The 8,851-nt window shown below is 70.9% G+C and carries 7 protein-coding genes and 1 riboswitch; of the genes, 3 read left to right on the top strand and 4 right to left on the bottom strand.

Annotated features, from left to right (window positions below; all coding sequences use genetic code 11):
• Window positions 1–70 precede the first annotated feature (70 nt).
• The 4 genes from ACWGJO_RS02840 to ACWGJO_RS02825 all read right to left on the bottom strand — a co-directional run bounded on the left by ACWGJO_RS02840 (window position 71) and on the right by ACWGJO_RS02825 (window position 5,211).
• Window positions 71–1,843, bottom strand: a complete 1,773-nt coding sequence (locus ACWGJO_RS02840; RefSeq protein WP_452181820.1) for an ABC transporter substrate-binding protein — start codon at window positions 1,841–1,843, stop codon at window positions 71–73.
• A gap of 80 nt (window positions 1,844–1,923) precedes the next feature.
• Entirely contained in the window at window positions 1,924–2,913 is a 990-nt protein-coding gene (locus ACWGJO_RS02835) for an ABC transporter permease (protein ID WP_359901496.1), read from the bottom strand.
• Between the two features lie 444 nt (window positions 2,914–3,357).
• Window positions 3,358–4,290, bottom strand: coding sequence for an enhanced serine sensitivity protein SseB C-terminal domain-containing protein (locus ACWGJO_RS02830; protein WP_452181819.1), 933 nt, complete (start codon window positions 4,288–4,290; stop codon window positions 3,358–3,360).
• Between the two features lie 117 nt (window positions 4,291–4,407).
• Complete coding sequence (locus tag ACWGJO_RS02825; protein ID WP_452181818.1) at window positions 4,408–5,211, bottom strand: enhanced serine sensitivity protein SseB; 804 nt, start codon at window positions 5,209–5,211, stop codon at window positions 4,408–4,410.
• A gap of 280 nt (window positions 5,212–5,491) precedes the next feature.
• Window positions 5,492–5,593: riboswitch (glycine riboswitch) on the top strand.
• Window positions 5,594–5,821: 228 nt separating this feature from the next.
• Between ACWGJO_RS02825 and gcvT the strand changes: the two genes are divergently transcribed.
• The 3 genes from gcvT (at window position 5,822) to glyA (ending at window position 8,773) form a co-directional block, all read left to right on the top strand.
• Window positions 5,822–6,943, top strand: a complete 1,122-nt coding sequence (gene gcvT, locus ACWGJO_RS02820; RefSeq protein ID WP_452181817.1) for a glycine cleavage system aminomethyltransferase GcvT — start codon at window positions 5,822–5,824, stop codon at window positions 6,941–6,943.
• A gap of 100 nt (window positions 6,944–7,043) precedes the next feature.
• On the top strand, window positions 7,044–7,424 hold the full coding sequence (gene gcvH, locus ACWGJO_RS02815; RefSeq protein WP_452181816.1) for a glycine cleavage system protein GcvH: 381 nt from the start codon (window positions 7,044–7,046) through the stop codon (window positions 7,422–7,424).
• 80 nt (window positions 7,425–7,504) lie between these two features.
• The gene (gene glyA, locus ACWGJO_RS02810) at window positions 7,505–8,773 is read left to right on the top strand and encodes a serine hydroxymethyltransferase (RefSeq protein WP_359901482.1); all 1,269 of its coding nucleotides are present in this window, start codon (window positions 7,505–7,507) and stop codon (window positions 8,771–8,773) included.
• The last annotated feature ends 78 nt before the right edge of the window (window positions 8,774–8,851 follow it).

Here is an 8,851-nt window from a genome sequence, read left to right as displayed (position 1 = left end):
GTCCGGGATCTTCCGGACGGCGGCGGGCGCCGCTGCCTTCACCTGCCTTCAGGGATGCGGAGCCAGGCTCTTACTTGGTGGAGCCGATGTTCAGGTAGTCGTACTCACCCGAGAACGCCGAGGTGGAGACCAGGTTGGTGGCGTTGTCCGGGCGGTACAGGAAGACCTTGAAGTAGGTCAGCGGGACGTAGACGGCCTGCTCCATGACCTTCTTGTCGACGTCGCCGTAGATCTTCTCGCGGGCGCCCTTGTCGGGGTTGATCGCGGCGTCGTCGATCAGCTTGTTGACGGCGGGGTCGTTCAGCTGGGCCAGGTTGTTGTTGCCGGACGGCTTGATGGTGCGGCCGTCGACGATCTGCTGGAGGAAGCCGTAGCCGGTCGGCCAGTCGGCGCCCCACTGCATCATCATCAGGCCGATGTTGTGCTCGGCCGCGAACTGCGGGGACCCGGCGGCGTCCTGCAGGTACTTGCCCTGCGGGTACTGCTGGATCTCGGCGGTGATGCCGACCTTCTTCAGCGCGGCCTGGATCGAGGTGGCCGCGGCGACCTCGGTGGCGCGCTCGGTGCGGGCCGACAGGACGGTGTTGATGCCGCCCTCCTTGCCGCAGGCCTTCAGGGCTTCCTTGGCCTTGGCCTCGTCGCCCTTGTTGTCCTTGGTCTCGTACAGGTTGAAGTCCTGGTGGCCCGCGATGTCCGGCGGGAGGACCGTGTTGGCGATCTGGCCGCGGATCGGGCCGCCGAGCGAGGTCTGCACCGAGACCTTGTCGATCGCGTACTGGACGGCCTTGCGGCACTCGACGTTGTCGAACGGCGCGAGCTTGGAGTTGATCGCCATGTACACCAGACGGCCGCCGTAGGCGTTGTCGGTGCTGGCCTTCAGCTTCGGGTTCTGCAGGATCTGCGCCTGGGTCTGCGGGTCGACGCCGCCGCCCACCAGGTCGACCTGGGCGTTGCCGGCCAGCAGGTCCTTGTCGATGGTGGCCTGGTCGATGTTGAACTTGAGCACGATCTTGTCCGCGAGCTGCTTGCGGATCGGGTCGGTGCTCTTGTCCCAGTTGGTGTTCGGCACCAGGACGGCCTGCTTGCCGTCCTCGTAGGACTCGAACTTGTAGGAGCCCGAGGACGCGATCTTCTTCACGTACTCCGCACCGGTGTCCTTGGCCTGCGGGACGGGCACGGTCTCCGGGGCGCTGACCAGGTAGTCGAAGTCGGCGAAGGGGTGCTGCAGGTGGAAGACGATCGTGGTGTCGTCGGGCGTCTCGATCGAGTCGAGGCCGCCCTCCTTGTCCTTGTACGGACCCGCGTACGGCGTGGCGTTGTCGACCAGCAGGTCGTGGAAGTACACCGGGCCGTTGGAGTTCACGTCCAGCGCGTAGTTCGAGCGCTCGATGGCGTACTTGACGTCCTTCGAGGAGATCGGGGTGCCGTCGTCGTACTTCAGGCCCTTGCGGAGCTTGTACGTCCAGGTCAGGCCGTCCGCGCTCTGCTGGCCCATCGACTCGGCGAGGTCCGGGACGAGCTTGTTGCCCTCCTCGCCCGGCGCCGGGTTGAAGGTGGTCAGCGGCCGGCCGTACAGACGCGAGAAGTTGTAGATGTACGCGTAGTACGTGTTGCCCGGGTCGAGCGAGTCGGGGGTGCCCTTCATCTCGTAGGTCACCGTCCCGCCCTTCTTGTCCGAGGCGTTGACGATGCCCTTGGTGGCCGCGTTGGCACCGGAGCCGCCCTCGGCGGAGCCGGAGGCCGTGGAGGACCCTCCGTTCTTCGACGAACTGGTGCAACCGGTCACGACCAGGACCGCGGCGGCAGCCGCCGCGGTCAGGGCGACGGTACGGGACCTACGCATGGGTGAGATCAACCCCTTGAGGATGTGGAGGAGGGATTCTGACGCACCGTCGAGTGACGGGTGGTCCGAGTGACGCAAGGTCAGTTGTTCTTGGGGTCGAGGGCGTCGCGCAGCCCGTCGCCGAGCAGGTTGAAGGCGAGCACGGTGACGAAGATCGCCAGACCGGGGACCACCATGTACTGGGGGTCCACCTGGTAGTACCGGATCGCGTCCTGGAGCATCCCGCCCCAGGAGGCCTGCGGAGGCTGGATGCCGACGCCGAGGAAGCTCAGCCCGGCCTCGAAGAGGATGTTGGTCGGGATCAGCAGGGTCGAGTAGACCAGGATCGGACCGACCAGGTTGGGCAGCAGTTCCTTGAACAGGATGAACGGTCCGCGCGCGCCCAGGCTGCGGGCCGCGTGGACGAACTCCCGCTCGCGCAGCGAGAGCGTCTGGCCGCGCACGATCCGGCCCATGTAGGGCCAGTTGAAGAAGCCGATCACGAAGATCAGCACCAGCATGTGCAGCGGCAGGCCGTGCAGGCCGAACGCGCCGCCCTGGAGCGAGGTCGAGATCGCGATGGCGAAGAGCAGCAGCGGGAACGCCAGGAAGACGTCCATCACCCGGCTGATCAGGGTGTCCACCCAGCCGCCGTAGTAGCCGGCCATGATGCCGAGCACGGTGCCGATGGTGTTGGACAGCAGGGTCGCGCCGAAGGCGACCAGCAGGGAGACCCAGGAGCCCTCGATGACGCGGGTGAGCAGGTCACGGCCCTGGAGGGGGTCGACGCCGAGCGGGTGGTCCCAGCTCATGCCGCCCCAGTCGCCGAACGGCAGACCGCCGAGGTCGGCGTCCAGCAGGTCCTGGTGGAGGGCGTCCGGGTCGAGCCCGAACATCGACTCGATCGGCTTGGCGAGCACGGCGAGCAGGATCAGCAGGATCACCACGACGCCGCCGGCGACGGCGGCCTTGTCCCGCTTGAAGCGGGTCCAGGCGATCTGGCCGAGGGAGCGGCCCTCGATCTTCTTGGCCGGGCTTGCGGTGGCGGGTGCCTCCGGATCGTTCCCGGCGGTGGTCACGGTTGCGGTCATGGTCAGTTGGTCCCCTCGCCGACGGTGGCCGGCCCACGGGTGCCGGTCGCCGGCTTCGGCGGTGCGGCTGCGGACGTGCGGAGGTGCTTAGGAGGAGCGGGTGTTGACGGCAGTGCGTCGTGCACAGGCACTGCCACCACGCGGGATGGGCGTCGCGTGGGCGGACTGTCGGCGTGCGCGCTCGCCCTTGTGGGGTTCAAGCACGCGCGGTGCGTTGCGCAGAACTCTCTGCCATCCGAACTGGCTTGCGCCAGCCCTGCCAACCGACAGATGCCCAACTGTGATCTGCGTGCATGCACCTCCCCGGTCTTCGGCATATACCTCTTCACATGGCTGTAACTGCCATGTCAAGATGACCGGAGCACACATCCGGAAATTCGTCCGGAAAGCATCGAAGCCGACTTGATGGACAATCAAGTCGGCTTCGGGGAATGGGTTTTGGAATCAGCGCCCGGGGTAGCCGGGCCACGGCCGCTGCGGCGGCGGCGGCTGCTGCTGCCAGCCCTGCGCCGGCGGCTGGGTGCCGTAGCCGTAGCCCGGCATCGACTGCCCCGGGTACGGCGGCGGGGGCACCGGCGGGTACGGACCGGTCGGCGGGCGGCCCGCCTCCCGGTCGAAGAACGGCCGCGCGTTGGCGCGCATCCACAGCGCCACCGGGTCGTACTCGTCCGACATCGCCACCGTCGACACCGCGAGCCCCTCCGGGGCCACCGCGATCGCGCGCTGCATCAGCGCCCGCACCGCCTCCACCGCGGGCGGCGAACTCTCGTACAGGTCGAGGCCGATGGCCAGGTACGGCTCCCCCGCCGCGGGCTCCACCCAGGCCCGGCGCAGGGCCCGCACCGCGCGCACCTCGGCGGCCTGCCGCTCCAGCAACGCGAAGAACGGCTGGGCGTTCAGCTGCGGCTCGCTCAGCTTCAACGGCCCGGCCGGCAGCCGGTCCAGGCCCGCGGCGACCCGCCGCAGGTCCGCCCAGGGCACGCCGACGCCGCCACCGGGCGCGTGCGGGTTGAGCCACAGGCCCCAACGGGTGCGGTAGAGCGAGGCCGCGATCTCCCGGCCGGAGATGACCTCGTGGGCCCGCGCCCAGCCGGAGGCGGTCAGCTGCTCGGACGAGGTGACGGCCGGCGCGTAGCCGTGGCCGCTGATCTCCATGTTCCCGTACTGGGCGTCCGGGCTGCCCGGCGTGCCGTGCCACAGCAGCATCCAGACCTGGCCGTCCGCCAGCGCGTGCAGCAGCCGCTCGTACGCGTCGTAGCGCTCCGGCGCGACGTCGCGCAGGGCGCGCTCCAACGCGCCGGGATCAGCTCCCGGGCGCCCGGCCGGTGCCTGGCCCCAGGGCCCCGGCACACCGCCCGCTCCCGTTCCCGCACTCATGCGCCCACCTCGCCGCGCCTCTTTCCCTCAACCCGCCGGCCCGTCGGCCGTCTGCACGCACCCTATGGCGCTGCACCGGCCACCGCCACGGCGACGTGCCTTTGATACGAACCCCGCTCAGCCCCGCGAATAGAACGGCTGTACCCGGGTGAGCAGCCACTCGACCACCGGGTCGTCGGCGAGGTCGAGCAGTACGAGGTGGACGCCGCCGGGCAGCGGCGCGGTTCCCAGCGCTCGGCCGAGCGCGTCGTTCACCGCGGCCGGATCGGCCGGTACCGCCGGGTCCAGCTGGACGCCCACGAACATCACGGTCGGCTCGCCCTCGATGCTGGCCAGTGCCCTGCGGGCGGTCAACACTCCCGGCAGCGCCGACAGTTCGCCCCGGCAGGCGGCCAGGAAGTGCTCCGGGTCCTCGCCCGGCACCGGCTCGCGCAGCGCCACCCGGCCACCGGTCGGCGCCGTGGCGTCGTCGGCGGCCTCCCAGCGGTCCCCGCGCGGACCGCGGCGCAGTTCGGCGACCCCCTGCGGCGGCACCGGGATGCCCACGGCCGCGTCCGGGTTCACCGCGATGCCCACGCCCAGCGGCAGCCCGCGGGCGAACTCCCACACCGGCGCCACCGCGAAGGCCATCCCCGGCGCCTGCTGGAGGAACACCTCCTGCGAGGAGAACACCGGCACGTACGGATCGCCGCCCAGCTCGACGGTCGGCAGGTCCAGCGCCTGCCCCTGCGGATCGGCCCCGGCCGGCAGCGGCACCCACACCTGGCTGCGCGCCAGCACCTCGATCACCCTCGGCGTCGCGCCCGGGTCGCCCAGGGCCGCGGTCAGCACCTGCTCCAGCTCGTTGGCCGGCCAGGAACCGCCCGCCGGCGCCTCCTGCGGTCCGCCCCACCCCTGCTGCTGCTCCACCGGGTACCCCATGCGCCGCCGATCCCGCCCTCTGCCGCTCGGCCGCCCTCTGCTGCGCCGACGCGCAGCAGTCTAGGCCCCCGGGCCCTCCCCTTTAGGGCTCGTGTTCGGGTGCCCCGCGGGCCCCGGTCCCGGGTGCCGTCCCGGGCCCGCGTCCGGGTGCCGCGCGGGCCGGCGTCCGGATGGCGCGCGGTGTGACCGGGTCCCCTCTCCCCTCTCCGTCCCGGACGTGCCATGATGTGCCCGTCCGACGGCATGCGCCGCGGGCCCCCACAACTCCATACCGGCCGCTCGAACCCGCGCGGGAGAGCCCGGAGTGCCGTTCAGGTACAGCCGGCGCCGAAGGAGCAAGTCCTCCCCGGAATCTCTCAGGCACCCCTACCGCACGGGTTAGGCACATCTGGAAAGCGGCGCCCGGCCCTGTCGTGCGCCCACCCACGGTGCAAGCCGTCATGCTGTCCCCCAAGCTGGAAACAGCTGCGGGCGGCGGGCGGTGAAGCTCTCAGGTTCGACGACAGATGGGGAGACCCACGCCGCCGCATGCCCGCGCGCAGGGTCGGCCCCCACCGGGTCCGGTCCGGCGCGTGCACCCCTGAGTGCCCCGACCGAGGAGTTCCTGGCCATGTCGTCCCTCCGCCTGACCGCGCTCGACGCGCTGCACCGCGCCCTCGGCGCGACCATGACCGACTTCGCCGGCTGGGACATGCCGCTGCGCTACGGCAGCGAGCGCGAGGAGCACCTCGCGGTCCGCACCCAGGCCGGTCTGTTCGACCTCTCGCACATGGGCGAGATCACCGTCACCGGCCCGCAGGCGGGCGAGATGCTGGACCACGCGCTGGTCGGCTTCGTCTCCGCGTTGGGCGTGCTGCGCGCCCGCTACACCATGATCTGCGCCGAGGACGGCGGCATCCTGGACGACCTGATCGTCTACCGCCTGCGCGAGGACGCCTTCCTGGTCGTCGCCAACGCCTCCAACGCCCAGCTGGTCCTCGACGAGCTGATCGCCCGCGCCAAGGGCTTCGACGCCGTCGTCACCGACGACCGCGACACCTACGCGCTGATCGCCGTCCAGGGCCCGGAGGCCACCGGCATCCTGGCGAAGACCACCGACGCCGACCTGCCCGGCCTGAAGTACTACGCGATCCTCCCGGCCCGGGTGGCCGACCGCGACGTGCTGCTCGCCCGCACCGGCTACACCGGTGAGGACGGCTTCGAGATCTTCTGCCGGCCGGCCGACGCCGAGGCGGTCTGGCAGGCGCTGACCGCCGCGGGCGAGGGCCACGGCCTGATCCCGTGCGGCCTGTCCTGCCGCGACACGCTGCGCCTGGAGGCCGGCATGCCGCTGTACGGGCACGAGCTGTCCACCGACCTCACCCCGTTCGACGCCGGCCTGGGCCGGGTCGTCCGCTTCGACAAGACCACCAACGAGGGCGCCTTCATCGGCCGCAAGGCGCTGGAGCAGGCCGCCGCGGCGGCCGAGACCAACCCGCCGAAGGTGTTGGTCGGCCTGGTCTCCGAGGGCAAGCGGGTTCCGCGCGCCGAGTACACCGTGGTCTCCACCGAGGGCGAGCCGATCGGCCGGATCACCTCCGGCGCGCCGTCCCCGACCCTGGGCAAGCCGATCGCGATGGCCTACGTCGACGCCGCCCACGCCGCCCCCGGCAGCACCGTCGCGGTGGACGTGCGCGGCAAGCACGAGCCCGTCCAGGTCGTGGCGCTGCCGTTCTACAAGCGCGCCCGCTGAGCCTTCGCCGAGACCCCCGTTTTTCCGTTTGCGCACGTCGCGGCCGTCCGCGCGGCGGCCCGCTTCGTCGTACCCGCTTCCCATCCTGGAGAATGACGCCATGAGCAACCCCCAGCACCTGCAGTACACCAAGGAGCACGAGTGGCTGACCGCGGCCGCGGACGGTGTCTCCACGGTCGGCATCACGGAGCACGCCGCCACCGCCCTCGGTGACATCGTCTACGTGCAGCTGCCCGAGGTCGGCGACACCGTGACCGCCGGCGAGACCTGTGGCGAGCTGGAGTCCACCAAGTCGGTCAGCGACCTGTACTCCCCGGTGACCGGCGAGGTCACCGACATCAACCAGGACGTCATCGACGACCCGGCCTCCGTGAACGCGGACCCGTTCGGGAACGCCTGGCTGTTCAAGGTGCGCGTCGAGGCCACCGACGAGCTGCTCAGCGCCGACGAGTACGACGCGCTCATCAACCCCCAGGGCTGAGCCACCCGACGGGACGGGCCGCGCACGGCGGTCCGCCCCGCCCCGGCCCCTTTCCCTCCTCCTCCCGGGAAGACCACACCATGACGGTTCTCAACCAGTCCCTGCACGCCCTCGACCCGGAGATCGCCGCCGCGGTCGACGCCGAGCTGCACCGCCAGCAGACCACCCTGGAGATGATCGCCTCCGAGAACTTCGCCCCGGTGGCGGTCATGGAGGCCCAGGGCTCGGTGCTGACCAACAAGTACGCGGAGGGCTACCCCGGCCGCCGCTACTACGGCGGCTGCGAGCACGTCGACGTGGTCGAGCAGATCGCGATCGACCGCATCAAGGCACTGTTCGGCGCCGAGCACGCCAACGTCCAGCCGCACTCCGGCGCGCAGGCCAACGCCGCCGCGATGTTCGCGCTGATCCAGCCGGGTGACACCATCCTGGGCCTGAGCCTGGCCCACGGCGGTCACCTGACCCACGGCATGAAGATCAACTTCTCCGGCAAGCTCTACAACGTGGCCGCGTACCACGTGGACGAGAAGACCGGCCAGGTCGACATGGCCGAGGTCGAGCGCCTCGCCAAGGAGCACCAGCCGAAGCTGATCATCGCCGGCTGGTCGGCCTACCCGCGCCAGCTCGACTTCGCCGCGTTCCGCCGGATCGCCGACGAGGTCGGCGCGCTGCTCATGGTGGACATGGCGCACTTCGCCGGCCTGGTGGCCGCCGGGCTGCACCCGAACCCGGTGCCGTACGCGGACGTGGTCACCACCACCACCCACAAGACCCTGGGCGGCCCGCGCGGCGGCGTCATCCTGTCCAAGGCCGAGTACGCCAAGAAGATCAACTCCGCGGTCTTCCCCGGCCAGCAGGGCGGCCCGCTGGAGCACGTGATCGCCGGCAAGGCCGTCGCCTTCAAGGTCGCGGCCTCGGAGGAGTTCAAGGAGCGCCAGCAGCGCACCCTGGACGGCGCCCGCATCCTCGCCGAGCGCCTGCTCCAGGCCGATGTGGCCGAGGCCGGCGCCAGCGTGCTCTCCGGTGGCACCGACGTCCACCTGGTCCTGGTCGACCTGCGCAACAGCCAGCTCGACGGCCAGCAGGCCGAGGACCGTCTCCACGAGGTCGGCATCACCGTCAACCGCAACGCCATCCCGAACGACCCGCGCCCGCCGATGGTCACCTCGGGCCTGCGCATCGGCACCCCGGCCCTGGCCACCCGCGGCTTCCAGGCCGAGGACTTCCGCGAGGTCGCCGACATCATCGCCGAGGCGCTCAAGCCCGCCTTCGACGAGACCGTCGCCACCGCACTGAAGGCCCGGGTCAGCGCCCTGGCCGACAAGTACCCGCTGTACCCGAACCTCTGATCACTCCGGTGATCGTTCGGGCGGGGTGACCGGCCTCACCCCTCCGGCGTACCTGGCACCCCGGGGCACCGCGCACAC

The sequence above is a fragment of the Kitasatospora sp. NPDC054795 genome, from assembly GCF_053611565.1.
This window is presented reverse-complemented; position numbering and strand designations above follow the sequence as displayed.

Excerpts from the sequence above, each read along its gene's own strand:
- ACWGJO_RS02840 (WP_452181820.1), bottom strand. The coding sequence starts at position 1,843 with ATGCGTAGGTCCCGTACCGTCGCCCTGACCGCGGCGGCTGCCGCCGCG.
- ACWGJO_RS02835 (WP_359901496.1), bottom strand. The coding sequence starts at position 2,913 with ATGACCGCAACCGTGACCACCGCCGGGAACGATCCGGAGGCACCCGCC.
- ACWGJO_RS02830 (WP_452181819.1), bottom strand. The coding sequence starts at position 4,290 with ATGAGTGCGGGAACGGGAGCGGGCGGTGTGCCGGGGCCCTGGGGCCAG.
- ACWGJO_RS02825 (WP_452181818.1), bottom strand. The coding sequence starts at position 5,211 with ATGGGGTACCCGGTGGAGCAGCAGCAGGGGTGGGGCGGACCGCAGGAG.
- gcvT (WP_452181817.1), top strand. The coding sequence starts at position 5,822 with ATGTCGTCCCTCCGCCTGACCGCGCTCGACGCGCTGCACCGCGCCCTC.
- gcvH (WP_452181816.1), top strand. The coding sequence starts at position 7,044 with ATGAGCAACCCCCAGCACCTGCAGTACACCAAGGAGCACGAGTGGCTG.
- glyA (WP_359901482.1), top strand. The coding sequence starts at position 7,505 with ATGACGGTTCTCAACCAGTCCCTGCACGCCCTCGACCCGGAGATCGCC.